This is a genomic window from Ruegeria sp. YTSA075 (genome assembly GCF_059610245.1).
The window spans coordinates 189,472-212,699 of sequence record NZ_JBXWNG010000001.1; the positions used below are offsets into that span (position 1 = coordinate 189,472).

General features: G+C 59.8%; 21 protein-coding genes. 6 read left to right on the plus strand and 15 right to left on the minus strand.

Annotation, left to right across the window (positions count from 1 at the left end; translation table 11 throughout):
* Window positions 1-5: 5 nt before the first annotated feature.
* The 8 genes from AC2FGE_RS01040 to AC2FGE_RS01075 all read right to left on the minus strand — a co-directional run bounded on the left by AC2FGE_RS01040 (window position 6) and on the right by AC2FGE_RS01075 (window position 5,295).
* Window positions 6-1,763, minus strand: coding sequence for a relaxase/mobilization nuclease domain-containing protein (locus AC2FGE_RS01040; protein WP_496817347.1), 1,758 nt, complete (start codon window positions 1,761-1,763; stop codon window positions 6-8).
* Window positions 1,764-2,010: 247 nt separating this feature from the next.
* A complete protein-coding gene (locus AC2FGE_RS01045) occupies window positions 2,011-2,715 on the minus strand; it encodes a lytic transglycosylase domain-containing protein (protein WP_299603412.1) in 705 nt (234 codons plus the stop codon).
* Window positions 2,708-3,229, minus strand: a complete 522-nt coding sequence (locus AC2FGE_RS01050) for a S26 family signal peptidase (RefSeq protein ID WP_496817348.1) — start codon at window positions 3,227-3,229, stop codon at window positions 2,708-2,710. Before AC2FGE_RS01050 ends, AC2FGE_RS01045 begins: the two co-directional genes overlap by 8 nt.
* Window positions 3,226-3,684 carry a DUF2840 domain-containing protein gene (locus tag AC2FGE_RS01055; protein WP_092059643.1) on the minus strand — a complete coding sequence of 153 codons (459 nt, stop codon included), beginning with the start codon at window positions 3,682-3,684 and terminating at the stop codon, window positions 3,226-3,228. The genes AC2FGE_RS01050 and AC2FGE_RS01055 overlap by 4 nt, the downstream gene beginning before the upstream one ends.
* A gap of 4 nt (window positions 3,685-3,688) precedes the next feature.
* The gene (locus tag AC2FGE_RS01060; RefSeq protein ID WP_299603402.1) at window positions 3,689-3,970 is read right to left on the minus strand and encodes a helix-turn-helix transcriptional regulator; all 282 of its coding nucleotides are present in this window, start codon (window positions 3,968-3,970) and stop codon (window positions 3,689-3,691) included.
* 176 nt (window positions 3,971-4,146) lie between these two features.
* Window positions 4,147-4,566: a DUF2285 domain-containing protein gene (locus AC2FGE_RS01065; protein ID WP_299603399.1), complete on the minus strand. Its 420-nt coding sequence runs from the start codon at window positions 4,564-4,566 to the stop codon at window positions 4,147-4,149.
* Window positions 4,567-4,720: 154 nt separating this feature from the next.
* On the minus strand, window positions 4,721-4,891 hold the full coding sequence (locus AC2FGE_RS01070) for a transcriptional regulator domain-containing protein (RefSeq protein WP_161861004.1): 171 nt from the start codon (window positions 4,889-4,891) through the stop codon (window positions 4,721-4,723).
* A gap of 131 nt (window positions 4,892-5,022) precedes the next feature.
* On the minus strand, window positions 5,023-5,295 hold the full coding sequence (locus AC2FGE_RS01075) for a DNA -binding domain-containing protein (RefSeq protein WP_496817349.1): 273 nt from the start codon (window positions 5,293-5,295) through the stop codon (window positions 5,023-5,025).
* A 140-nt stretch (window positions 5,296-5,435) separates the two neighbouring features.
* On the opposite strand from AC2FGE_RS01075, the gene AC2FGE_RS01080 reads away from it, so the two are divergent.
* A complete protein-coding gene (locus AC2FGE_RS01080; protein WP_299603374.1) occupies window positions 5,436-5,657 on the plus strand; it encodes a helix-turn-helix domain-containing protein in 222 nt (73 codons plus the stop codon).
* Between the two features lie 417 nt (window positions 5,658-6,074).
* On the opposite strand, the gene AC2FGE_RS01085 is transcribed toward AC2FGE_RS01080, so the two are convergent.
* Entirely contained in the window at window positions 6,075-6,344 is a 270-nt protein-coding gene (locus AC2FGE_RS01085) for a hypothetical protein (protein ID WP_299603368.1), read from the minus strand.
* 429 nt (window positions 6,345-6,773) lie between these two features.
* Here AC2FGE_RS01085 and AC2FGE_RS01090 point away from each other — a divergent pair, with 429 nt between their 5' ends.
* From AC2FGE_RS01090 to AC2FGE_RS01100, 3 genes are all read left to right on the plus strand, one after another.
* On the plus strand, window positions 6,774-12,950 hold the full coding sequence (locus AC2FGE_RS01090; protein ID WP_496817350.1) for an NACHT domain-containing protein: 6,177 nt from the start codon (window positions 6,774-6,776) through the stop codon (window positions 12,948-12,950).
* Window positions 12,928-13,608 (plus strand): hypothetical protein, encoded by a 681-nt coding sequence (locus AC2FGE_RS01095; protein ID WP_496817351.1) that lies wholly within the window; start codon window positions 12,928-12,930, stop codon window positions 13,606-13,608. Before AC2FGE_RS01090 ends, AC2FGE_RS01095 begins: the two co-directional genes overlap by 23 nt.
* 198 nt (window positions 13,609-13,806) lie before the next feature.
* Window positions 13,807-14,490 (plus strand): hypothetical protein, encoded by a 684-nt coding sequence (locus AC2FGE_RS01100; RefSeq protein ID WP_496817352.1) that lies wholly within the window; start codon window positions 13,807-13,809, stop codon window positions 14,488-14,490.
* A gap of 168 nt (window positions 14,491-14,658) precedes the next feature.
* On the opposite strand, the gene AC2FGE_RS01105 is transcribed toward AC2FGE_RS01100, so the two are convergent.
* The 5 genes from AC2FGE_RS01105 to AC2FGE_RS01125 all read right to left on the minus strand — a co-directional run bounded on the left by AC2FGE_RS01105 (window position 14,659) and on the right by AC2FGE_RS01125 (window position 20,678).
* The gene (locus tag AC2FGE_RS01105; RefSeq protein ID WP_021100681.1) at window positions 14,659-14,997 is read right to left on the minus strand and encodes a DUF736 domain-containing protein; all 339 of its coding nucleotides are present in this window, start codon (window positions 14,995-14,997) and stop codon (window positions 14,659-14,661) included.
* Window positions 14,998-15,655: 658 nt separating this feature from the next.
* A complete protein-coding gene (locus tag AC2FGE_RS01110) occupies window positions 15,656-16,108 on the minus strand; it encodes a hypothetical protein (protein WP_299603322.1) in 453 nt (150 codons plus the stop codon).
* 118 nt (window positions 16,109-16,226) lie between these two features.
* Window positions 16,227-17,153, minus strand: a complete 927-nt coding sequence (locus tag AC2FGE_RS01115) for a DUF2493 domain-containing protein (protein ID WP_496817353.1) — start codon at window positions 17,151-17,153, stop codon at window positions 16,227-16,229.
* Window positions 17,154-17,404: 251 nt separating this feature from the next.
* Complete coding sequence (locus AC2FGE_RS01120) at window positions 17,405-18,448, minus strand: DUF7146 domain-containing protein (protein WP_496817354.1); 1,044 nt, start codon at window positions 18,446-18,448, stop codon at window positions 17,405-17,407.
* Between the two features lie 100 nt (window positions 18,449-18,548).
* Window positions 18,549-20,678, minus strand: a complete 2,130-nt coding sequence (locus tag AC2FGE_RS01125; protein ID WP_496817355.1) for a ParB/RepB/Spo0J family partition protein — start codon at window positions 20,676-20,678, stop codon at window positions 18,549-18,551.
* Between the two features lie 170 nt (window positions 20,679-20,848).
* On the opposite strand from AC2FGE_RS01125, the gene AC2FGE_RS01130 reads away from it, so the two are divergent.
* Window positions 20,849-21,238, plus strand: coding sequence for an antitoxin Xre-like helix-turn-helix domain-containing protein (locus AC2FGE_RS01130; protein ID WP_217779747.1), 390 nt, complete (start codon window positions 20,849-20,851; stop codon window positions 21,236-21,238).
* Window positions 21,235-21,924: an RES family NAD+ phosphorylase gene (locus tag AC2FGE_RS01135; RefSeq protein WP_299603303.1), complete on the plus strand. Its 690-nt coding sequence runs from the start codon at window positions 21,235-21,237 to the stop codon at window positions 21,922-21,924. Before AC2FGE_RS01130 ends, AC2FGE_RS01135 begins: the two co-directional genes overlap by 4 nt.
* Before the next feature lie 74 nt (window positions 21,925-21,998).
* Here the strand turns inward: AC2FGE_RS01135 and AC2FGE_RS01140 are convergent, their stop codons facing one another.
* Complete coding sequence (locus AC2FGE_RS01140; protein WP_496817356.1) at window positions 21,999-23,189, minus strand: DUF932 domain-containing protein; 1,191 nt, start codon at window positions 23,187-23,189, stop codon at window positions 21,999-22,001.
* Between the last annotated feature and the right edge of the window lie 39 nt (window positions 23,190-23,228).

Consider the following 23,228-nt stretch of genomic DNA (forward strand, 5'->3'; position numbering starts at 1 on the left):
TCTGATCAGAGGCTGAGCCCGCGCTTGCGTCCTAGGCTCCAGTCGATCCCGCCGCCGGGCGTCATCGTGCCCGTAACAGTCTGGCCGAGATGGCGTTCGAGTTGCGGGGTCCAGGGGACGAGCGAGAATCCAAGGCCATCGTCGATCATGGAGAAGCGGCCCGAGGCGAGATCGAGGCGTTGGCGAAACGTGCCCACGACATGCTCGCCCTCGTTTGGCTTGTGATGGGGAAGTCCGGTTTGGGCGCTGAGGTCCTGGGCGATGGCGTCCAGTTCGCGGTTGCGCAGGGTGGCCAGCAGATCGCGGGCAAAGGTCACGCGCTGGCCTTGCCGTCGGGCGAGACCTTCGGCGACAAGGTGATCCGAGCGGCGCACCAGCGCCTGGCGAACCTCCGCGCCAAATCCGGCACCACTCAGCGGTGCGCGGTCCCGGGCCAGATGCAGGCGGTCGAGCCAGGTCGCGCCATCGGCGTCGATCTGTGCGGCAAGCGGCAGATCGGAACGACCGACAAGAGACAGTTGCGCTGTCCCGTCCGTCGTCCCTGTCCAGAGCCGGGTTTCGACGATACCACCTTGTGGCGTGTCGCCGGTCGCATCGAGATCCCGGAAGCGCAGGTGATGAACGCGACCATCAACACCGTCGATGATCGCGTAGCCGGTCCCGGCGTGGTCGTCATGAAAGCCGCGTTCCATGAGCCGCCCGAGGATCGGGGCCGTGGGCGTGCCTTCGATGGCGAAATCACCCGCTGCGCGGTGGCGGTCGGCGCCCATGGCCCGGTGCATTCTCTTGATGATGTCGCCGCGCATCCCAAGTTCGCGCAGAGTGTCTTCGGCACTCGGTTTCAGCTCCCAGGCGGCAGGGGCGATCTGTTCGGCCAGCCCGAGCCTCTCCAGTGTCTGGGCGCGCCCGATCATCAAGCGACGCAGCTCCGGATCGCGTGGCTCCGGCGTGCCGCGGCGCAGGTCGGCGATGCCGACATGATCGTCCGCCAGCGATCGCAGGCCGCGGTCGAGATCGGTCCAGCGCTCCGCCGTGACCTGCGTTTCCAGGGCTTGGGAAATCTCGCGCGCGCTGCGGGGGCCCAGCTCCAGTTGTACGAGGTCTTCTGCGCGCGCTCGAAACCCCCGGCCGATGTAATCGCGCGAGATGACGAGATCGCGCCCATCGTCGGCTTTGCCGCGCAACAGGATGTGCACATGCGGGTTGTCGGTGTTCCAGTGATCAACCCCGACCCAGTCCAATCGGGTGCCGAGATCCCGTTCGGCACGGGCCATCAGATCCCGGGTGAAGGCGCGAAGGTCCTCGAGGTCGCCCGCGTTTTCCGGCGAGACGATGAACCGGAAATGATGCCGGTCGTCTTCGCAGCGCGCCGCAAAGCCGCCCCGGTCGAGGTCATCGCGTTCAGACCCGAACAAGTCGGCGTCGCGCCCGTCCTGACCGACGCCATCGCGCTGCAGATAGCCGAGATGCTTGACCATGGGCGCGGAGCGAAAACGCTTGCCCTGGTGGCGCACGACGCGGGCCTTCACGACAACGCGCCGGGAGGTGCGGGTCAGGCCCTTGGCGGTTCGGGCAAATTGTCCGCGCCCGAAAGAGGTGTTGCCGGAACGCCTGCTGACCCCGCCGATACGATAGCCCGTATGTCCGGATTTCCGCGCGGCACGCATAACCTCGTTGACGAAACGTGTCGCTTGCTTCGAGGTCCTGCCGCCGCCGCGGATGCGTCCGGGGCGGATGCGCAGGTCATTGTCGCGCCGGGTCATGGCGACACTCGCTTGCAGGGCCAGCTGCCGCTTGAAAAACCCCCATAAATCAGCTTTCTAGGTGAAGTCCTGCGGCATGCGGCTTGGATGTGCCGCGCAAATCCTCGCAGAGAAACAACAGCTTGAGGTCCGCTTGCGGCACCTCTTTTATCTCGCGCTCTTTCTGTTGAGACCGTGCGCGTCGATCCTCTCCGGCACATTCCTCCGACCGGGCTTTCCAGACCTCGCCATGGTGCGATTTCGCGGATCATGGTGTTCGCCTCTGGCTGAGAGGCACGAAAATCCCGTTCTGAGACGCGTCAGACGCAATCCGTTGAGTGTCATCACCCGGTGTTTGACCCTCCTCAGCCGTTGCCACGAACAGCGGGGCGTCGCGCCAGTCCTGTGTCCTGCGCGGGCGGCTGACTGCCTGCGCAACGTTGGTCCCGTCGCCGATGAGTGGCGCGAGGATGGCAAGGTAATTGCGGGTTTCACGCGGCAAGTCGCGACCGGTATCAAGGTGCTCTTGGTAGCGCGCAGGCCCGGCATTGTAGGCCGCGAGAAAGCCGGGCGATTCGAACCGATCATACATCTGCCGCAGATAGGCGGTACCGGCGAGGATGTTGTCGCGTGGATCGAAGGGATTATCGCCAAACCCATAAGCTGCGCGCAACTCGGCCCAGGTGCCGGGCATGATCTGCATGAGCCCCATGGCGCCTGCGTGGCTGACCGCACGTGGATTGCCCGCACTCTCGACCTCCATGACGGCACGGAGCCAGTGCTGCGGGATGCCGAACCTGCGCGAGGCTTCTGCGATATAGTTGTCGATCGCTTGCTGTTCAGATGCAGGAGCAGTGCGGTCCTGAGCGATCACGGCGGACGGTGCCACGGTCATCGGCATGCAGAGGATCAGTACAAGCGCGGTCGTGACGCCCGCGTGCCGACGGCTGTGACCGCGTTCAAGACTACGCATCTTCCGCCCCTCCAAATGTCCAAAGAGGGATGGCGCGTCCGAGGATCGTGTCCCCTGACAACGGGCCGAAATACCGTCCATCGAGGCTGTCCGCGACACCTGCGACGAGCAAGAAAACCTCGTCCGAGCCGATGGTGACACATCCCGTCCATCTGGGAAGCGGGCGACCCTGCCGGTCATTCGATGCTGCTTGGGCAACAACGGTGCCGTCGATGGTGATATCGAGATCGTGGCGACAGGCGGTCATGCCCGAGACGGCTGTGACGCGTTTCAACAGCAAGGTATCCGCACCGACATAGCCGCGCTCAACCACCCAGGATGACAGGTCTTCCGGCAGGCGCACGGCAACGAGATCGCCCAGCGATGGCCCGTGTGACGCTCGAGCGACGTAGAGGCCGATCGGCACGCTTGCTTTGGCATTCCAGATCAGGCGCGGTGCGCGGTCGATCTGTGCAGCTGCGAGAAGACTAAGGGACAAACCGGCCGCGAGGAGGGGAGAGACCGCCGCGCTCATGTCGTCACCATGCGACGCTTGAGCCAGGCCGCATGCCGGGCAGGCGTGTAAGGCCGGGGCTCCAATGCCGCGGTCAGGCGGTTGTGGACGTGCCGCCAATGATCGGGACAGACATCTTCCGGTGCGATGCCATAGCTTTCCACGATGTCGACGGACCGCAGCGCCGCCTCGACCTTGGGCCAGCCGGAGAGGCGCAGCAAAAGCTCTCCGCCTGGCGTGACACAGGGCACCGTGGAGCAGGGCTCGCCAGCGCCGACGGCGCGCAGAATGTCGATCCGGCTTTCAACGGTGCCGTGGTCGTTCGACGACCAGCGGACGAGCGCGAAGATCGCGCCGGGAGCGAAGGCCACGCGCTTTTCCGTGCGCGTCAGGATGGTTTCCCCGGCCATCTGACCGAAACGGATCCAGCGCTCGATACGCCCTTCGATCCAGGTGAGGTGGACAAGTGTCTGCATCGGCTCAGCGCCCCCGCCGCAGATAGGCCGGCGAAACGGCGGCATGGCGTTTGGCGGGCAGAACGCTGTCTTCGGTCTCGTCTGAGGTCGAGGTCTTCTCGCCCCTGGTGACCCAGGCCTGCAGATCGTCGACCGCATAGACGACACGCCCGCCGATTTTCGAGTACCGCGGGCCGGTCCCGTAGGTCCTGTGTTTTTCCAGAGTGCGTCCGGAGAGGCCGAGAAAGCGGGCGGCTTCCGGGGTTCTGAGGTAGCGGGGCGGGAGTCCTTCATTTGGGTCGGGCATTTTAGCATCTCCGGTGGCTAGGCCGCGCGACGGCGCGTCGCGGGCTGTCGGAGGTCATGAAAACGGAAGAGCGCCGTGAGGAGGGATGACGAAGATCGCGCCGTGAAAACGTCACCCCCAAAGGCCAACAGGATCAGGGATTGATGGGAGTTCGATTTTCGGAGATCGCACGGTGATCACTTGCGCGGCTTGGAGCGCCCCGTGGGTCCTTTGCCGAGAAGGAGATAGCGATAGCCTTTGGTGGTGAGATGCGTACCATGGGCTGACAGTCGGGTGATCTGGGCCTTGAGGGAGCTGGTCTTCCAATGCTCGCGCGACACAGCCTCGGCGCCGTACAAGTGCCGCGCGATCGTCTGGTAGCTGGCATCGTCCCGGCGCGCGTCGAGCGTGCGCAGTGCAAGCTGGATGCGCCGTCGCTGCTGCGACGTCAGGGGCGGAGGGGATCGTTTGCGGTACAACAGCTGCGCGCGAAGCGCCTTGAGTATGTCCACTCGTGCCGCCCAATGTTCGTCCAACGGCAGCAGAATCCCAATCGGGCGTTGGAGGTTTTTGGCATCCAGCACAAGCAATGCGCCTGTTGCGAGGCGCACATACATCAAACCGCCCTGCGTTCCGATGACGGTCAGATCATCTGCATCAATGTGCGGCGCGGTGGTGTCGCCGCCGGGGACCGGTACAGCATACCCGACCGCCGCCGGGGCGGTTGATGGCTTCCAGAATACGGGTGCATCGGGTGCGTCGATGTCCGGGTCAACCGGGAAATCGCAACCCCCATGCGGCCGGTGATTTCAATCCATCCCGCATTTGCGGGTAATTGGCGCGATAGTCGGAATTACGGCGTAAGCACTCCCAGGCCAGCCCGGACAGGTCGAGACTGTCGAAATGCTTGTACGCCGTTTCGTCTTGCCAATCCTTGGTCATGGCGAAGCTCCGCGTCAGCTGTTTCGATGAACAATGAGTATAGCTTGGTGATGCGTCAAAACGACGGCAGGAACGGTTGCTTTGCGCAACCTGCGCGGGTGTTCGCCTATCTCAGATGGATCGGGCAAAGTTCAGCCAGTCCGGCCTTCAAGCAGCTTGCGATAGCCTTGCTCCGTCATCCAGCGGGCGCGGGCGAGGTGGCTGTCGTACATCTTTTTGGCACGCTCTGGTTCTTCGGCGGCATCTATACCGAATAGAATCTCACTAACTTCCTGCAGGCTGGCTCCGCTTTCAGCGGCATCAAACAGGCGCAAGTACAGCGTCATGTGGGCGTGGTCGTAATCGGTCAGCTCATCGCTTTGTGGTGCGAGATCAGCGATCGGCGTGGTGCCGGTGGTAGACATGATTCCCCCTCGCCGTTGGGCGTTAAGGCTCATAACAGCACATCAGATTGCATGTGCAAGGTCGGATTGCGGTCAGTCAAACTGCAGATGAGCATTATAATACGTCGCACCAAAATACGCGATAGGTTCTTTACTCGCGGATGGACATCCGCGTTGTTTTTGCAAGGAATCTCAAGCACTACCGCCAATTGCGCGGGCTGACACAGGCCGCGTTGGCGGCGGCGATGGATGTCGACCGCGCGCATGTCAGCGCGATGGAGCGCGGTCAGCAGAATGTCACCTTGCAGACCCTGCAGCGGGTCGCAGCGCATCTGGATGTGGCCCCAGCGAAGCTGATCGAAGAACACTCGGAATCCGAATAGATTTCCAGGATCACCAAGTCCCTATCTGATTTGGGCGGCTGGATTGGACGACGGCGCTCGGCTGCTTGGTGGCACTGGTTTCGTTGGCTGCCCGAGGTGTGCACTTTCGCCCGCGTGCTTTTCTGCGCCTTATCCAGTCGGCCCCGGCATAGGTCACGGCGTGGATATACACCTCGCGTGCATCATCGTCGATAGTGAAGGCGATCACGGCCTTGCGGCCTGCAGGAATGCCGCGCAGCCCGGGCGCAATCCCATCCCGACAGCTGCCCTCTTGGGGCAGTTCGGTAAGGCTAGCGATAGCTGCTTCGATCTCGTCCAACCTGCGCGCTGCCTATTGAGGGCCGGCATAATCGTTCAGCCAGCGAATAATCGCGTCTAGATCCTCCGCAACCGCCGGATGGAACCGGATGCGATGGCTCACGCCTCGCGCGCGGTCTGAAGGCGGGCCCGGGCGTCGGCAAAGGCTTTCTCCGCCGAGACATAGTCGGTTTGCGGCATGTCGAGCCGCGCCCGAATTTCTTCGGCCATCGCGCCGAGGGCCAGCTCGCGTTTCTCTTCATCGCGCATCATCTGCTCCAGAGCCGCTGCCACAGCCGCGCTTTGCGACGCGAAGACGCCTTGGCCCACCTTGTCGGTCAGGAACCGATGGTGGCGGTCGGTGAAGCTGATGGTTGTCTTGACGGTCATGCTGGGCTCTGGGGTATGGCTTAGTCATATAGGCGAAGGCTTGAAGACCAACAAACTCTTCGAGGAGGGGCGGAGTCCGGACTTTCGCTGCAGCCGCGATGTGAAGATGCGAGAAAGCTGGGAGCGGACATTTAGCCAATCGTCACTCAGGCGCTGGCCAGATCGACATGATGGGCGGAAAGCGGTCGTTCGCTGCTCGAGCGATATCGAGTTCAAAGCTTGTTGAAAGCTGACGTTAGACTGCAGGGGCGAGAGAGTCTCATGAAAGAATCTATGTTGTTGTATGTCAATCACAATATATAGTGCCCATGCAGCAGTAACTTCGAGCATTTAGCGTAATTTGATATGCGACTTGACCCCGTCCGACCCAGTAGAGCCGGAGACCAATTTCACTACCTTTGGGCCGCCAGACGCAGTCTGCGTCTTCTGATGCCTGCGTCGGATTTGGTCGCAATCTCGATCGAAGGTGTTTCAGACTCCGAGACCGGTGAGCTGAGCGAAACGAACGGCGAGGAAGTTATTGATGTAGCTGAGTACTTTGGAAGCGAAGAGCTCTCCAAATGCAACAAAGTCACTTATCTCCAGCTCAAACATTCTACCCTGAATGTAGAGAAGCCCTGGGTTCTAAGTGATCTCAAGAAGACTTTGGTTGGCTTTTTCAAAAGATACCATGCATTCCGGTCGGGCATTGAGGATCAAGAAAATCAGCTGGTAGAGTTTGTGTTTCTCACAAACCGGCCCGTTGCTGACTGGGTTCACACTTTGTTGGAGAGGGTCAAATCAAGAAGACTTCTGCCTAGCGACAACACAAAATGGCAGCAGATCAAACGGTACCTTTCGGCAGACGATGAAGCGGCATACGACTTCCTTGGCCATTTCAGTATTGCCGACACGACGGATGGGTATTGGGAACAGCGAAACATCCTGCACCAAGAATTGACCGGGTATCTTCCTGGTCCAGATCAAGACGGGGCGGACCAACTCCTGCTGTTGGTAACCAAGAAGGCGTTGCCCGAAAGCGCTGGAAATCCTTCCATTAGAAAAGAAGATGTACTTCGTGCTCTGAAGACCGACGAAGAGCGACTTTTTCCTGCGCCATGTCTTATTGAAGATGCAGCTGAACTGCTTCCTCGAGAGCAAGAAGATGAGTTCGTCGATGCTATTTTGAGTGAGCGCCATGATCCAATCATAATTCACGCTGGCGGCGGCGTTGGAAAAACAGCGTTAGCCCGTAGGGTGTCGAACCGGCTGCAAGACGAATGTGAAGTCGTGCTGTACGATTGCTTTGGAAACGGCGGATACCGAAGCACAATCAGTCCCAGACATCGACACGAAGTTGCATGCTGTCAGATAGCCAACGAATTGGCCGCAAGAGGTTTGTGTCACCCACTTATCCCATCAAACCTCGCAAATGCGGCGGATTACTTAAGAGCCTTCAATCGTCGCCTGACTCAGGCAATGGAAGTACTGGCCGTCGAAAATGCACACGCCAAAATCGTCATTATAGTCGACGCTGCTGACAATGCTCAGATGGCAGCACAAGAGTGTGATGAACGAACGAGTTTTCCTCGTGATCTATTGAGGCAGAGCCTACCCAAGGGCGTTGTTTTGGTATGCTTGAGCCGATCGCACCGCGTCGCCGAATATCTCGCTCCGCCTCTGGACTGTAAAACCCTTGAACTAGCGTCTTTCTCACAGGCGGAGACAAAACAGTTTCTCCACAAGACCTACCCGAAAGCGTCCGGGCATGATTTGCTAGAGTTTCACCGGCTGACTTCCCAAAACCCAAGGGTTCAGGCAACAGCTCTTGAAACAACTTCGTCTCTCAGTGAAGCCTTGGAGGCATTGGGTCCCACAGCAACTACCGTCGAAGATACTATCCGCCAGTTGTTCGCTCGATCAATTGAAGCATTGAGAGATCAATCGCCCAACGCAGAATCGGCTCAGATTCAGTTGTTTTGCGAGGCGTTGGCAGCGCTCAGGCCGTTTGTTCCAATCAAAGTTCTATCGCTCGCTTCGGGCCTGCCAGAAGAAGCAATCAAGAGCTTCGTCGTGGACATCGGTCGCCCTCTACAGATCCGGTCCGATGCTGTTCAGTTCATAGATGAACCTTCCGAGACTTGGTTTCGAGAGACCTACAAACCGAGCCGCAGTGAAATGTCAGATTTTGTCGACAAGGTCATGCCACTTGCGACGAGCAGCAGCTACGTAGCATCAGCTTTACCGCAACTCCTGCTTGAAGCCGGTAGATACAACGACTTAGTGGAGATGGTCTTATCAGAGGCCGCGCTTCCTCAAGGCACTCCAGCAGAAATGCGGCAGGCGTCACTCAGCAGACTTCAGTTTGCTCTCAAGGCGGCGCTGAGAGACAAGCGTTTGGCGGATGCAGCGAAGTTGGCATTGAAAGCTGGCATTGAAACGGCAGGGGACGATCGTCAGCAGCAATTGTTTCAAGACAATGTTGATCTAGTGGCGCATTTTCTGTCGGACGATCAAGTGCGTGAAACAGCCGCAAACAACGGATTCTCCACTTCTTGGCATGGAGGTCAGCGCGCCTACGAGGCAGCCTTACTCGCAAACAATGAAAGCACAATCTCAGAAGCAAGAAACACTCTCCGCGTTGCGAAGAGATGGCTGAAAGCATGGGCTGGTCTCGGCCCAAAGGCACGTGAAAAGGAGGAGATGTCGGATAGTGACATCGCTGCACTAGCACTCGCTTCATTGAAGGTCTCTGGAGCCGCCGCCTTCGTAGCGGAGCTTGAGAGTTGGACTCCAAAAAGCGTGGCTTATCGTGCGGGGTTTATTGTTGCCGAGAAGCTAGTCGATCTCGGCTACTACGAACTCCTAGATGAGATCAGCAACGCGGCAAAGGATAACCTTTGTATTCTGCTCGCAATAACCCGAGCGCAGTCGAAGGTACTGCGGTTCCCACCGAAGGACGCCGTGCTACGTGCCTTCAACGGTGTGGCTTCTTCGCCGAAACGTTTGAAAAAATTTGAGAACCAGCATGACTACAGGCAGCCGCTCCTATCGATCGTACGAGATGTAGCACTTGCTGCTGCCCACCACGGCGTCGCCCCCCGTGCAGCTATTGCAGCCATGCTCACGAAATACATTCCTGATCCGTCCAAAACCTACTTCAGCAATTTTTCATCCGAGCCGAAGTCGACCATAATTTCTGCTCAGTGCCTAAGAGCCAAACTAGCTGGCGACAATATCAAGTTGGAAGACTTGGCGAAATCAGAAATTCGAGAAGAGCTGGCTAAGGACCGACAGGTACATAGTAGAGAGGCGCGAGAGTTTCTTGACGAAGTTGGACCAGTGTTTCGGTGGCATATGCTTTGGGCCAGCGTCCAGCTTGGCGAAGCAATCACAGACCAACTCAACGACGAGATAACTCTCTGTATCGAAGACTATAACAAGAACCTAGAATACCGAGATCGCGATCGACGCCACATTGCCGGCGAAGTATCGAGACTCTGGGTGCAGGTCCTCTCTCGGATCGATGATCCTGCTCCCTACATGTCTCGGTTCATCGAGTGGAAAAACGGCTTAAAGCGTCAGTTGTTCACGCCCGACCTGGGTCTCCTCGCACGTGTCTGTTCGAGTTCGAACCCGCTCAAAGGCTATGCGATAGACTTTGCGGTGGAAGCCGCCGACATCCTCCAGAACGAGCGTATGGAGGCTGAGCAAAAAGTTGAAGGTTTCTGCGAAATATCACGCTCTATCTTTGTTCTAAGTCCCGGTGAAGCGAATTGCTATTTTGACCAAGCAGTCGAGGTTGCAGGTAGGATAGGCCAAGAGCACCTAGACTATTGGAAAGCAATCATAGAGCTGTCTGAGCAATCAGCGACGATAGATTCACCCCAAGCCGAGCTAGCATATCGTGTCTCTCGCGGAGCCGAGGTCGCTTATGAGTACGTCGCCCGCGACAAGTACTTTGACTGGGAAGGTACCGTTGAGGCAATCACGATGCTCTGTCCTGCATCGTCGCTCGCAATACTAAGCCGCTGGAGAGATCGAGGTTTTGGGTGGCAGGAGCGAATTCTACCGATCGCTTTGTCGAAGCTGGTTGATATGGGCGAAATCAGCCGCTTGGGGCAACTATCCACGATCGGATTTGATATTCACTCAAGGACACCCGAGTTACTTGAGGCGGCTTTGGCCACCTGTGAAAATGAGTATCTCCGACGGAGGATCTTTGATGAGACCGCAAAATATACATTAGTATCAGGCGCTTCGTCATCTCACCTCAGCAGTTTTGTTCAAATTGGCCAGTCAAATGGCTGGCCGGTTGAACGGTTGAGTTCACATTTGTCCGTGGCAAAGTGCAGGGAAGCAAAATCCGACAACAACAGTGGTTTCGCGGGAATAGGCGGGAGAAACGAAGAAAAGGATTGGAACCAAATCTTCTCCGGAATGCGGTTAGATGATCCGGTTACCGTCCGAGGGTGTTATCAGCGGTTTAGGGACTCTGAACCTCCGTACCATTTATCGAGCTTTTCTGCTCGGTTTTTCGAGCGCACCAGTATCGGGAAAGAGGCCGACGCACTGAAGTCGCTGTTCTTGATGAAGGACATCAGCCTCTATGACGTGCAAGGTATATTGGAGGCGGTTCCTGAGGATTGGAAAAAGCTTCAAAGCGTAAGACGAGCGCTAAGAGAAATCATAGAAGAGGTGTGCCGAACCCACTTTTATGAAATAGCAAAGAGCAGATACTATCAACCTTTGCCCTTTGAATTTATTACTGAAGTGACGGGAATATCAACATCAGAGGTGTTTGCCTTTGTCGTGGACGAAAGTGCGAAGCATCCAGATCTTTTCGGTTCTCAGCGCTTGTTGACCCTTGTGGGGCTGATAGCAAGTCAGATCTCACCGCAAGAAGCACAAGATACCTTGAGCTACGGTTTGGCTCTCTTTGAGAAGGAAATGAACGAAAGTGATGGAGACGGGGAATGGAAGACTGAGCTCTTCCCACCTTCTGATGCGACAACTGGCTTAGCTGGGTACTTATGGTCCAGTTTGGCAGCTCCCGAAGTATCAACCAGATGGCAAGCGGCACACGTCGTTTGCCTATTGGCCAGTTTCGGTGAAACAAAGGTTTTGGGAGCTCTCGGTCGGCTGGCAAATGCCGAACAACCCAACGTTTTCTTTGATTTTTCGTTACCGTTCTACAAACATGCCGCTGAGCAATGGTTGTTGATCGCACTTTGGCGAACGCTCAGTGCTGGCCATGGTATCCCCCAGGAGTTGATAGAGTTCATCATGAACTCCTGTTCGCCAACGGTGACCCACACAATCATACGCGGGGTCGCCTCTCAATGTGCGTTGTTGTTGAACAATAGCGGTACCGTAACGCTTGATGAGAAAGAGGTTGTCAGGTTGCAGCGGATCAATGCATCCGATTTTGCTCCAGTCTCTAAGCAGGACACGGCTACTGAACCAACGAGCCAAAACAAGCTGTTAAGTGAAGATGACCGTTACTACTTTGGTATTGATCTGCCTCAGTATTGGTTCAGCCCTTTGGGGCGGGTTTTTGGAATTTCGCAAAACGAAATCGAACGACGCGTTCTGGGTGTCATTCGGAACAAGTGGTCGTCAGCAGATACCGGTGCTTGGGTTGAAGATCCACGAGGTAAACGGGGCCATTATCGAGACATGATTGCTCATCACTCGCACGGAAGCTATCCGCGAGTTGAGAGCCTAAGCTTCTATCGCGCATATCACGCGATGATGGAGGTCGCTGGTACTCTGATCGATGAAGTTCCGGCACTTGAGAACCCAGATTACTATGATCGACTTGAAGATTGGATTGAACGACATTGGATCACCCGGCCCGATGGCAACTGGTTGGCCGATCGTCGCGATCCAAAGCCTCCTTATTGGCCCGATTGGAAAGACACCGAAGAGACGGATGAATGGCCAACTTCGGTATCGAAGGACGTTCTGCTTAGGCAAATCGAGCATCGAGATTTCATTCCGATTTGGGGCAGCTGGAGGGAAGTCGCCGGAGACAGAGAGCAGTTCGTCCGTATTTCTTCCGCACTTGTTTCGCCGGAGCGGTCAGGATCGCTGGTTCGAGCCCTGCAGACCGCCACAAATCCAATGGATTATCGCATTCCGCCGGCGGATGATGAATTTGAGGTCAATGCGGGTGCGTTCCAGCTCCAAGGTTGGGTGGCCACGGATTCAAGAAGTGAAGGAATTGATGAGTTTGATCCTTGGGCTGGGGTTGTTCATTTTCCAAGCCTTCGTCCGGCGAGTTGGCTTTGCGATGAGTTTGATCTGTCTCCAGATAGTGAATGTCGTGTCTGGCACAACCGCTCTGACCCAGATGGTGTTCAGTTCAGATCGCTGACATGGGGTCGAAAGGAACAAGAACGGGAATTCCGGACCGCAGAGACGGGCTCTCGCCTCGAGATGCAACGAGAAGCACTCTTGGCGTGTTTAGAGCGGCTAGATCGAGAACTAGTTTTTGAAGTTCAAGTTGAACGAGAATTCAGGAGAGACTCCTATCGAAATCGCGAAAGATCGATAGAGACTTACACTCCACCATACACACTCATTCTAACCATGGGCTCCGATGGAACATTCCGAACAACATAAGAGGGTAATTGAGCTTGGGAAAAGGATTGTCCAAGAACTGGAACTCGATAGGAGCTGCGATACACTAGGTCGCTGGATGGCTCATCATTTGGCCCAGCTTATTGCGGAAGCTGAGCAAGGACCTGAAGACGACGCGAGCGCGGCACAGCAGGAATGTAGGGCAGCAATCTTTGAGCTATGGGAGCACATACTCTCTGTTCCAACTGCGACCAGACCGTTTCGCGACCTGGAACCTATCGTTGAGACGATTAGAGCCCTGGACCCCGACGAACGCAGTTACTTCTATCAGACCCGCGCTCAGGAAGTCGCCGATAACTCAGATTTGCCTGTGGCGGCCAAGGATTGGCTAAAGTTATCCAGGGGGATCGATTATAGCGCAAGGCTCCTAATCCAGATGTGCTTCGACCGCGTCGCCAATGAGACTTCTGGAAAACTTAAAGAATGGATCGAACTCGCGTCTGATGCAGGGGCACGCGACCTACCAATCGTAAGAGTGATTCATCAACTCGAAGGTCAGCGCTCTAGCAGTGAGCGAAGTGTGGAGGAGGAAAGAGAAAAGCTTCGAGAACGCCTCGAGCGCCTACACAGCATGGTTCGGCTATCTGAGTTGCTCGCACGCGACATTCAGCATCAGCTTGATGAACTGAACGATAGTTAAGCCGCTTTCTGTTGGGGGCTATCCTAACCAATCTGCCCCGCCCGCTACACCGGCCTTTTGCGCTCGTGGCGAACGTCAGTTCTGGTGGGCCGCACCGCAGGACCTGCTTGAGTTAGCGAACGGCAGGTTTGGGCCGCCTGGTTGATATCACGATACAATCCTGAGAGGCTACGCTGACCGGTCTGGAAGAATTGATAAATGCTAAAAGAATTTGATGATGCGATGCGTTCCGCTGCTGAACTTGTGGCAAACGTTGATAGAGATGTCAGAAAAAAGCTTGTTAGAGTAGCTGGCCGGGAAGAACGCTACTCAGAAAAATTTGTCACCCTTTTGGATGAGCGACTGGACGGTTTCGCGGACGGCGGCCTATCGTGGAATGTAGCGACCCATGTAAGCGACAAACAGTCGGGACAAGAGACTGCAACAGGTGCCGACTTGTTTGTCAGTGTAACGATGGATTTCAGAGGCTTGTATGTACAGAAGGGATTTCAAGCACAGGCCAAGATCAATAAAAACAAGAAGTTTGGCCTGACCGTCGACTCTAAACCACGTCTGCTTGGGCAGTGTGAGACAATGCTATCGAATAGCGATAGTTCTTTTGTTTTTGCTTACGGAGAAAAGGATACAAAAATCCTAAGCGCCCGCAGCGTTTTAGAGGCCGGCGATAACTCGCTGACGACTCTAAAAACCCAGCGTACAGATGATTTCTACTATGATTTCTTCATTTGTCGCACAGGAGATCGAAACCTCTATGCCGAGAACGAGGCGGACCTTCAGTCACTGGTTGACGAGATCCACTATGGTTCGGCTGCACTAATTTCTGTCTCCGACGCAGAAACTGCTCCCCGCATTCGACGCCGGACGCGGAAACGGAGATCTTAGTGATTGAATGTCAGCTTTGCGGGGTGCACGCGCAGAATTCGGGGCCCTGTTCAAGGTCGACTCTGGGCCGGACCCGTTGCGGTCAAGTATAACCGCGAGTCGCTCGCGGTCAGCACAAGATGAGTAAAGGTCACCCCGCCCGGTGATCCCGGGCGGGGCGGTCTGCTATCAGTCGCCGTTGCGGCGGGTGTTGGGGCGTGACCAGATGAGGCTGAAGGTCTCTTCGCCGCCTTCGATCACCGTATCGTCGAAGAGGTTTGCATAGATCGGCTGGGTGAAGCTCGGGTCGTCGAGCTTGAGGCTCAGGTAGTCGCGGCCCTCGGTCGAGCGCTTGGACCATGCGGCGCCGATCTCAGCACGGCCCACGAAGACGCGGTGGGAGGGGGCGTTGTCGTTCGGGGTGCTGTCCTCGGGGACGATGCGGACGGCTTTCGCCTGAACGCTCAGGGTGACGATTTCGCCGACGTATTCGCTGCCGGTCTTCTTGAAGGTTCCGATGGTGGCCATGTCATATCTCCTTTTGGCTTGTCCGAGCCCGCGCCCTTCGCGGCCTCGATGGCGATCGTCAGGACCGGGACGATCCGCCGACGCAGCCCCTGTGGCCCGCAGCGCCAGCGGAGGACGGCAAGGCGGGTCTTTCTTGCTCCGCGAGGAATGGCGGACCCGATACTTTTCGGGGGCGCCAGGGGAAGAAAGTCCGGACCGGCCGTTGCGGCCAAGGCGGTCGAGGCGTCAGCCGATCCCGGTCAGATCAGCCGCTGAGAGGCCCGCAAGGGACGCGTGGCGTCATGCCATGGAAGAGGGGATGACAGGCTACCTTTGGACCGCGCAAGACCCCGGCAGTATGCATCGTTCAAAGACAGGTTCTGGCGTGCAGGCGGAAACGGTGCATGTCCCGGACGTGCCTCGCTACTCCGGGATTGCCCCCTCTCGCCGTGTCTGCGTTTGTCTGCCGTAATTTTCGGTCTGCCGTTGTTGCAAGTGCATGCGCGACCGGGGCCATGCGCCACAACGTGGGTCTCAGTGGTCTGGCTTTGCTCAGCCGGTCCTGCCCAACCGCAACGCTGCAGTGACGGCGAGGATCGAGACCTTTTGCAGCAATCGGTTGCGGCGCATTCTGACGATGTGGCGGACGGCAAGCACCCGCGCAAGCTTCACAGGGCGTTCAGTGTTCGTTGAAAGACCTGTGCGGATGCGGGTCGGACACGGCGTTGACCTCGGACCAGCCCGATACACGCGCCCATGCGGTCCCACCCACGACCAGTGCGCCCAGCCAAGACAGGAAGGTGATGGTCACAGCGCCCGCGCTGCCGAACTCGGCAAGACCCTTTGCCGCATGAAACCCGGCGATCCCGGCGGGGACCGCGTAGATCAGACCGATGGCGAGTTTGAGCGGGACCCAACGGATGCGGTCAAAGGCGAATTCTCCGAGAGCCGCGATGAATCCGCCGATGAAGAGGCCCGCAATGATCGACAGGAAGACGCCTTGGCCCGTTTCAAACAGATACATGCCGGACGTCAGTCCGATCGCGAAGGGCAGGGCGTAGACGGCCAGGTTGAACAGGATCCAGCAGAGGGCACCGAGGCCGAACAGCGTGAAGAGGGTGGAGAAAAACATGAGGCACTCCTTTCGAGAACAAGGATCGCGCCGCCACCTCCTCCATTGGCACGGGCAGATCATAGCAGAAAACGGCCCGCCCCGGGAGAGTCCGGGGCGGGCGTCGGCGGAAATCCGGTCATGCCGGTGGGGCGGCTTTCGGCCGGAAGTCGAAGAGGGGAATGCCCATCGCGCGGGCCTTGTCGGCGAGATTTTCGGTGATACCCGAGCCCAGGAAGACGATGAGCCCGATGGGCAGGGTGTCGAGCAACTGGTCGTTGCGCTTGAAGGGGGCCGATTTGCCGTGCCGCGTCCAGTCGGGCTTGAAGACGATCTGTGTCACGCTGCGGTTGTCGGCCCAGGCTGCAGCGATGCGTTCGGCCCCGCGTGGCGCGCCGCCGTGCAACAGGACCATGTCGGCGTGTTTCGCATGGACGCGGTCGAGAGCCGCCCAGATGGCCGCATGATCGTTGCAGTCCAGCCCGCCGGTGAAGGCGATTTTTGTGCCTTGGGGGAGCAGCGGTTCCAGATCGGCCCTGCGTTTTGCGGTCAAGTGATCGCGGCTGTCGATCAAAGAGGCGGTTAAGGTACGCCGGTTCACGTGGCTGCCCGTGCGCGGGTGCCAGGTTTGGCCGAGATGGGTTTCGAACAACTCGGCAGCGAGATCGCGGATGGCCTCAAAGGCATTGCGCCGCTCGATGAGCGTGATGCCCTCCGCGATCAGGGTTTCCAGTTCGACGGACCGGACCTCGGATCCGTCCTGTTCGCGCTGTGCGCGTTTTTGTGCCTGCTCGTTGCTGTCGAGATCCTGGCCTGTCCGCGTCGCCATGCGGTGAAACAGGTTCGTGGTGGACCAGAGCAGATCTTCGAGGTCGGGTTCCAGCCGCGTGTCGGACAGGGTCGAAACGAGCGCGTCGAAGATGTCGGCGACGGCGTTGAGAATGGCGTCAGGCTCCGGCAAGGGGCGGGGATCGGGCTCGTCGGTGAAGGGGCGCCAGCCGTAGAGCTGCAGTTCCTCGAGCACGACGGCGGTGGAAGATCGGGTTTGAAGATGTGTGTCGGTCATGATGTCGTCTCCGGTTGTCGAAGACCGCGCCTCTCGCGGCCTTCCCGGGCAACGGAAAAGCGGGGGCGGGACGGGTCTGCATTCTCAGGGGTCCCCGTCGCGCCCGCGCGATGGGGTGGAACCGAAGCGCAGCGGAGGACGGCCATGGCCGTTGCGGGCCCGTCTGGGCTCTGCTCCGTTTTGCCCGCTCTCGGAAGGCCGGAAGGCGTGGCTCTGATCGCGGAGGCGCTGGCCGGCTGCGCCGATCCCGATCAATCCTCGGCGTGGTCGAGGAAGGTCACGGCATCCTCGGGCGCCAGTTGCGGACGCAGATGCGCACGCAACGCGTCGCGGCCATTGGCCCGCAGATCGTCATTGAAATCGCCGAGACAGGGGGAGAGATGGACGGCGTCGATCCCGGCCCCGATGGCCCGATGCGCCAGTTGGTCCGCGGCGGATAGGCCCGCCGGGTCGGCATCGACGGCGATGTAGAGGCGGCGAAGATCGGCGGGCAGCTGCAGGGCTGCGAGATGGTTGGCGGAAAGAGCCGCCACAACAGGAAGCTTCGGCAGGGCCTGATACAGGGAGAGCATGGTCTCAAGCCCTTCGCCTGCGGCCAGTACGCTGACCGGTTTGCCGATGCGAACACCATGCCCGAGGAGATTGCCCATCGCTTTGCGTGCTGGATTGACCGGGGCCTTGTCCGCAGTAGCAGGATCGAGCCAGGTGCGGTGCAGGCCGGTGAGCCGTCCATCGAGATCAGTCACCTTGGCGAGCAGGGCGGGCCAAGTCTCCGGCGGGTCTGTCAGCGCATGATCCTCGCGCCAGTAGAAGCAGTTCGGGTGAAACCGAAGACTGTCGAGTTGGCCCAGCCCGGTGACGCCGCGCCTTGCGAGATAGCGTTCTGCCAAGGTGCCGGAAATCGGCTGGCCCATGGCCCAGAGCCGCCGCGCCGCCTCAGGTGAGCCACGACTGGCTGGCGGTTTGACGGCGCGGTGCCTGTCTGTCTGCGGCAGGCTGAGAAACCTGCGCGCTTCGTCCAGCGTGTCCCTCAGGGTGGTGATCCCCATGTTCAGGGCGATCAGGTCCAGAAGGTCCCCGTGCTGCCCGGTCGCGGAATCGGTCCATTTTCCAGCCGCACCGGGACCAGAGATCGGACCGGTCAGCCGAACGTAGAGGCTGCGGCCCGGCGTATTCTGCACATCGCCCACGATCCAGTATTGGCCCTGTTTGCGCCCGTTCATGAGGTAGTGACGGCAGACGGCCTCGGCATCCTTGGCCAGGCGGCGGGCGATGTCGGCGGCGGGGCTGTGCATGCTTTCTGCCTCCTGTCGTGGATAGAAAAAGGGGCCCGCCATTTCTGGCGGACCCCGGCTGCCGGAACTCGGGGGGAAGGAGCTCCGACCTGCTCGAAGGTCACTCGGCGGCAGTTCGGGCGAAGGCGTCACCGGCGACGGGATCATCTTCCTCCATCAGGTCGGAGTCTCCGATAGCCGGTTCGCCACCGTCTTCCGCCGATTGCGCTTCGCTGCTGTCGGGATCGTCTTCCGAAGGGTCATCGTCGGAGCGGTCCGCCTCGTCGACCAGCTCGATCTCCGGGGCATCCTCTTCCAGCAGCCGCGGCGTGCGCAAAGGTTCGGGCAGCCAGCCGGTGCCCAAGAGCAGGTCCTCGGCAGCCGTCACCATCTCGGCCTTCTTCAGCCCGGCGATCCGGTCAGCGGCGTCCTCGCCCTTCGCCTCGCGCACGGCTTCGAGGATGCGCGCCTTGGTCACGCGGCCGAGGTAGCTGTCGCCCGTTGCCGTCCAGCCCGCCTTCACCATGTCGAGCCCGACGGTCCCGGCCAGCACATCCGCGTGCGCGATTGCACGCGGTCGGCGCTGGTAGGGATCGTGGACGGCATTCACGCTCATCGCCACGCAATGGGCGAAGAGCGCCTCGCGGCTGCAGCTGTCGAACTCGGTTAGCGCCTCCCAGAGATCCTCCGACGCCTTGGGCAGGTTCCATGCCCAGGTCTCGTGACGCTGGTCGATGGCCTGCGCGTAGGGCGTATCACCGAGGCCCGGCACCTGCGATCCGAAGGCGGCATTGCGCGGTTCGATTTCAATGCAGCTGTCGACGGCGTAGCGATAGAAAAGCCGCAGGACCATCGCGTGCAGCGCCGCGAGGAAGGCGACCTGCGGATCCTGCGCGAGTGCATTGCGCAGAGCCAGGGTGCGATGGGCCGTCAGTTCCATGACGAGGCGATCGGAAAGCGGCTTGAGGCCGTCATCCTCTTCCTCCTCGTCCGTGGTAGACACGACGGTGTCATCGGCGTCCTCGACCGGCGCCGCTTCCGGTGCGACTTCGCCGGTGTCCTCCACCTCCTCGATCGGCTCATCTTCGGGCCGCACATAGCCCCGTTCGACCCTCAGCCGCCCGGAGCTGTCGATGCTGACGAAAGCTCCGGCTAGCGCAAGGTCGCCTGCCTCGAACCGGATCGGACGCGCCTCGAGTGCCTCCATCGCCACCTCGATCTCGCCCAACCGGGCATCGACCTCCTCGGGCAACTCGTCGGCCTCCGCATGCTCGGCCTCGAGCGCTTCGTATTCGGCCTTCAGCGCCTGGTAGCTGGCAGCCTCCTCGTCGCTCATCGGCACCGCCTCGCCATGGACGCGGCGCATCCCGAAGGTGTGGCCATAGGGGAACTCGGTGTCGACCTCGACCCATTTCCAGCCCTCGCTACGCACCGCTTCAGCCTCTTCGGCGAGCTTCTCGCGCACCATGACGTCGAGCAGCGCGGCATCCTGCAGCCAGCCACCGTCGTCCTGCTGGAACAGGTCGCGCAGGATCTCGCCCCCGGCCTCGACGTAGTCGTCAAGTCCGACGAACTGCGCACGCTTGTCCGAGGCCCGCACCGCACCCTCGGTCAGCATGCGGCGGATCTCGTAGGGTTGCCGCGAATAGTGCCGCTGCAACGCCTCCCAGACCTGCTCCTGCCGCGCATGGTCGGGATTGACCGTGAAGGCCATGAGCTGGTCGAGCGTCATCTCCTCCTCGGCATAGGCGTCGAGCAGCGATGGCGCGACCGCGGCGAGCTTCAGCCGCTGCTTGACCACACTGGGCGAGACGAAGAAGGCGGCCGCGATCTCCTCCTCGGTGCGACCCTTCTCGCGCATCGCCTGGAAGGCGCGGAACTGGTCGAGCGGATGCAGGGGTGCGCGCTGGACGTTCTCGGCCAGGCTGTCCTCCTCGGCGAGCCCATCGGTGCGGACGATGCAGGGCACGAGCGCGGTCTTGTTCATGCGCTTCTGCTTGACGAGCAGTTCGAGCGCCCGGAACCGCCGCCCACCGGCGGGGATCGTGTACATGCCGGTCTCGGCACCATTGTCGTCCAGCACGGGCCGCACGGTGATGGAGCTGAGGAGCGTCCGCCGCGCGATGTCCTCGGCCAGTTCCTCGATCGACACGCCGGCCTTGACGTGACGCACGTTCGATTGGCTGAGCATCAGCTTGTTGAAGGGGATGTCGCGCGAGGCGCTGAGGGTGATCTTCTGTTGCTTGGTCATCGGGATATCTCCGCGACGGGCCAGCCGGGAGCCTCTCTCCCGACCTCCAAACCCGTCACGGAAAACTCGGCACCCCTCTTACTCTGGGGGCACCATTCGGGTCATATGGACTTGCAATGGAATCCATATGACCTTATATCATCAGTCAACCTATTAAGGAGCGCCAACACATGGAAAACCTTGTTCTGGAACGTCCGGCGCCGGATCGGCAGGGTGTCGCTCTCAAGGCCTTCGCGCGGATCGCGGAGGCCTGGTCGCTCACCCTGCGTGAAGCGGCGGCGCTGGCGGACATGTCTGAGTCGACCTGGAAGCGAGCGAAGAAGCCCGATTTTGCGGGGGATTTGACACGGGACCAGATGCTGCGCCTGAGCGCGCTGATCGGCCTCTACAAGTCGCTCGAGCTCTACTTCAACGAGCCGATCTCGCGGGAATGGGTGAAGCTGCCCAACCGGGGTCCTGAGTTCGACGGCGCGCGGCCCGTGGACGCGATGATCGAAGGGGGATTGCCCAAGATCCTGCGCGTGCGCAGCTATGTCGATGCGCTTAGGGGCGGGGTTTGAGGATCACCTCTGTCAATGACCGCGCCCTTGTCCGGCTGATTTCCGAGACCCATCACAAGCCCCCGGTGCTGCGAGGGCTGGTCGACAGCGACGAGGAAGCAGACATCTTGGCCGAGATCGAAGGCGAGACGAGCGCCCGCCTGATCGCCGAGCGCGAGGGAAGCCCCGCACTCGACCGTCGCGAACTGGCCTTCGCGCGGCGGTCTCATGACCTGACCCTCTATGGACAGAGCCATATCAACGCGGCCTTCACGTACACGAGACCCTCGGGCAACCGCTTCAATACTGGTGACCGCGGTGCCTGGTATTGCGCCTGGGAGATGCTGACGAGCGCGCAAGAGGTCGGGTTTCACCGGACCCGCGAACTGGGCTTCATAGGTCGCTACGAGGACGAGGCCCGTTACGTGGAACTGCTGGCGGATTTCATTGGGGACTTCCCCGATCTGCACGGGGAGGCGCATCAGGCGCTCGATCCGGATCCGGAACGCGGTTATCTGGCCGGGCAGCACCTCGCGGCGGATCTGAGATCAGAGGGGCATCGCGGGCTGATCTACCCCTCCGTGCGCCACCCGGGCGGACGGTGCTTTGTCGCCTTCGATCCCGGGATCATCCAGAATGTCCGCCCTGGCGCGAGCTGGAAGCTGGTTTGGCAAGGTGCGCCCGAGTTCACGATCGAGGGGCTATAGCGCCCCTCGAAATCTTTATTCAGTGCGTGAGCTTATCTCTGCAGGGCATTGAATGTATGTTATATTAAACGCAATCATGCTTTCTCCAGCAACGCCTTCGCCTTGCCCTCCATCACCAACCGCGTATCCTGCTGCGGCTTTGACCGGGCCACCGCGGTGATCCCCTGCACGAAGTCGAAGACGCTCTCTGGCGGGCGGCCTTCCTCGGCCAGGACCGTCTCGACGATTCGCCCCGTCTCCGCCTTCGAAAACCCGCGCTTGCGCAGGAAGTCCTGCCGGTCCTCGTCTGAGCGTGCGACGATCTTCTCCCGCGCCGCGCGGATTCCGTCGATGAACGGCGCGGGCGAGGACTCGGCGAAGCGGCTCAGCGCCGGGGCGGCCTCGTGCGCGAAGCGGGAGGCGGCGTATTTCGAGTGCCGGATCGTGATCTCCTGGAAGTCCTCGACGCCCCAGAGGTTGCGGTTCTGGCAGACGGCGCGCAGGTAGAAGCTGGCGATGCCGAGCGTCTTGGCGCCCACCTCGGAATTCCAGCAGTAGAACCCACGGAAATAAAGGTCGGGTGAGCCATCGGGCAGCAGCCCCGCCTCGATGGGGTTGAGGTCATCGACAAGGAACAGGAACACGTCGCGGTCGGAGGCGTAGAGCGTCGTCGTCTCCTTCGTCACGTCCACGCACGGGTTGTAGATGCCGGTCGACCAATCGAGGACGCCCGGCACCTTCCAGCGCGTGTCGCCCGTGCCGTTGCCTGCGATCCGCTGCACGGCGGATACCAGTTCGTGGTCGTAGATGCGCCCGTAGTCGGGGCCGGTCACGGCGCGCAGCTCGGTGCGGCCATTCGCGACCTCCATGGTCTTGATCTGCTCTGCCCGGTGGTTCGTCAGCCCGTATTGCAGGTTGATGCCCGCCAGCGGCGCAGGCAGTTGCCGAAGATAGGCCGCGGGCGCGCCGACGAGGCTCGAGAGCTGACCGAAGGACCAATGCGTCGGCGCGATCGGCTCATCCGCCCCCGGCAGGACCAGCCCCAGCCTCTCCGGGTTGTCGCGATGCGCTTCGACCCGGATCGCCGCGCTCTCCACCGTGCGCGTCCGGCTGCGTTCCGCCCGGCCCTTGACCGAGGCGAAAAGATCGTCGAGCGACAGATACCGCTCGTCATCCGGCCGCGAGAACCACTCGGACGACACCCGGTCGACATTCGTGCCGCGCGACACATCCACCTTGTAACCGCCGCTCATGTCACGCCCGGCATCGATGATTTCGGTATTCATGGGTTTTCTCCCGCGACGGGCGGCCGAAAGCCTCTCTCT

Bases quoted from the DNA above. Each gene is read 5' to 3' on its own strand.
- AC2FGE_RS01090 (WP_496817350.1), top strand. From the start codon at position 6,774: ATGCCTGCGTCGGATTTGGTCGCAATCTCGATCGAAGGTGTTTCAGAC.
- AC2FGE_RS01140 (WP_496817356.1), bottom strand. From the start codon at position 23,189: ATGAATACCGAAATCATCGATGCCGGGCGTGACATGAGCGGCGGTTAC.
- AC2FGE_RS01040 (WP_496817347.1), bottom strand. From the start codon at position 1,763: ATGACCCGGCGCGACAATGACCTGCGCATCCGCCCCGGACGCATCCGC.
- AC2FGE_RS01080 (WP_299603374.1), top strand. From the start codon at position 5,436: ATGGACATCCGCGTTGTTTTTGCAAGGAATCTCAAGCACTACCGCCAA.
- AC2FGE_RS01095 (WP_496817351.1), top strand. From the start codon at position 12,928: ATGGAACATTCCGAACAACATAAGAGGGTAATTGAGCTTGGGAAAAGG.
- AC2FGE_RS01115 (WP_496817353.1), bottom strand. From the start codon at position 17,153: ATGACCGACACACATCTTCAAACCCGATCTTCCACCGCCGTCGTGCTC.
- AC2FGE_RS01070 (WP_161861004.1), bottom strand. From the start codon at position 4,891: ATGACCAAGGATTGGCAAGACGAAACGGCGTACAAGCATTTCGACAGT.
- AC2FGE_RS01125 (WP_496817355.1), bottom strand. From the start codon at position 20,678: ATGACCAAGCAACAGAAGATCACCCTCAGCGCCTCGCGCGACATCCCC.
- AC2FGE_RS01085 (WP_299603368.1), bottom strand. From the start codon at position 6,344: ATGACCGTCAAGACAACCATCAGCTTCACCGACCGCCACCATCGGTTC.
- AC2FGE_RS01105 (WP_021100681.1), bottom strand. From the start codon at position 14,997: ATGGCCACCATCGGAACCTTCAAGAAGACCGGCAGCGAATACGTCGGC.
- AC2FGE_RS01045 (WP_299603412.1), bottom strand. From the start codon at position 2,715: ATGCGTAGTCTTGAACGCGGTCACAGCCGTCGGCACGCGGGCGTCACG.
- AC2FGE_RS01055 (WP_092059643.1), bottom strand. From the start codon at position 3,684: ATGCAGACACTTGTCCACCTCACCTGGATCGAAGGGCGTATCGAGCGC.
- AC2FGE_RS01075 (WP_496817349.1), bottom strand. From the start codon at position 5,295: ATGTCTACCACCGGCACCACGCCGATCGCTGATCTCGCACCACAAAGC.
- AC2FGE_RS01060 (WP_299603402.1), bottom strand. From the start codon at position 3,970: ATGCCCGACCCAAATGAAGGACTCCCGCCCCGCTACCTCAGAACCCCG.
- AC2FGE_RS01130 (WP_217779747.1), top strand. From the start codon at position 20,849: ATGGAAAACCTTGTTCTGGAACGTCCGGCGCCGGATCGGCAGGGTGTC.
- AC2FGE_RS01110 (WP_299603322.1), bottom strand. From the start codon at position 16,108: ATGTTTTTCTCCACCCTCTTCACGCTGTTCGGCCTCGGTGCCCTCTGC.
- AC2FGE_RS01050 (WP_496817348.1), bottom strand. From the start codon at position 3,229: ATGAGCGCGGCGGTCTCTCCCCTCCTCGCGGCCGGTTTGTCCCTTAGT.
- AC2FGE_RS01065 (WP_299603399.1), bottom strand. From the start codon at position 4,566: ATGTATGTGCGCCTCGCAACAGGCGCATTGCTTGTGCTGGATGCCAAA.
- AC2FGE_RS01120 (WP_496817354.1), bottom strand. From the start codon at position 18,448: ATGCACAGCCCCGCCGCCGACATCGCCCGCCGCCTGGCCAAGGATGCC.
- AC2FGE_RS01100 (WP_496817352.1), top strand. From the start codon at position 13,807: ATGCTAAAAGAATTTGATGATGCGATGCGTTCCGCTGCTGAACTTGTG.